General features: G+C 31.3%; 1 protein-coding gene. It reads right to left on the reverse strand.

Annotated elements, in window-relative coordinates; all coding sequences use genetic code 11:
- Positions 1 to 33: 33 nt before the first annotated feature.
- A protein-coding gene (locus ACTNBA_RS19040) for an IS3 family transposase (protein WP_423219413.1) occupies positions 34 to 1,232 on the reverse strand; the annotation gives its coding sequence in 2 pieces (ribosomal slippage) (positions 34 to 941 and positions 941 to 1,232; 1,200 coding nt in all).
- Positions 1,233 to 1,279 lie beyond the last annotated feature (47 nt).

A 1,279-nucleotide genomic window follows, 5' to 3' on the forward strand; every position in this document is an offset into this window, starting at 1 on the left:
TGGACTTACGTCAATATTTTGGACACGATATTTCTATAAATTTGACGCCTTAACTAAATCTTCTTTAGCTTGAGGCGTTATATAACCAATAGAACCATGAATTCTTTTTCTGTTATACCAGCCTTCAATATACTTAAAAAGATCAAGCCTTGCGGCAGCATAATCATAATAGAGTACTCTATTTACTTGTTCTTTCTTTAAAATAGAGTGAAAAGACTCAATACATGCATTATCATAAGGACATCCCTTGTTACTGTATGATGCTATCATATTGTACTTTTTTAGCTGTTCGCTATATGCTTCGCTGGTATACTGCGTTCCAAGATCAGAATGGAAAATAATAGAGCCGCTAGGCCTTTGTATTTCATAAGCATTTTTCAAGGCCACTATAATTAAACTTGTATCCATAGATTTAGAGAATGAATATCCGATTATTTTTCTTGTGTGAAGATCCATTACTGATGCCAAGTAGCACCAACCATCTTTCATTGTGTGTATATAGGTTATATCACCTACCCACTTTTCGTTGATTGTATTGGTTGTAAAGTCCCTGCGTAATATATTTTTACGCTCTTTTACTTCAGTTTTACTTGGATATGGTTTATATTGAGCTATAACTATTGATGCTATGTTTAATTTTATCATAAGCCTTTGAACTCTCTTAACACTTATTTCATTTCCCTTTTCAATAAGCTTTTGATGAATTTTGGGTGCACCATATCGCTTGCTACTTTCCTCGTAAATAGCAAGTATTTCTTTTTCATATTTTTCATTCTCGATAGCTCTATTACTTAATGTCTTATCTTTAGATTTATAATAAGTGCTTCTAGGTATGTCCAGTACCCTACACATTAGCTTAACTGAATAATTATTCTTGTTTTCATCAATAAATTCTAAGATTGACTCTCTTCCTTCGCGAACATGGCAATAGCTTTTTTTAATATTTCATTTTCCTCTTTAATAAGTTGAATTTCCTTTTGAAGTTTTAATACTTCTGTATCTTTTTTTATATTATTAGGGCAAGTATTGTCCTTTATTATAGGCTTCTTTGTTTTACTACTTGGTGGATTTTTAAGCCACTTATATAATGTAGCGCTTGTTATGCCATATTCGCTGAAAATTTCTTGTATTGGTTTTCCAGAGTTATATATTTCTATAATCATTTTCTTAAAATCATCTGTATATCTTTTACCTGTATTTCTCACATGGACACTTCCTTTCCATACATTCATTTTAACTGTTTATATTGGGTTGTGTCCATAAAAGTATACTAGCACTA

It is taken from the genome of Clostridium sulfidigenes (genome assembly GCF_052067195.1).
Classification (GTDB): domain Bacteria; phylum Bacillota; class Clostridia; order Clostridiales; family Clostridiaceae; genus Clostridium_J; species Clostridium_J sulfidigenes.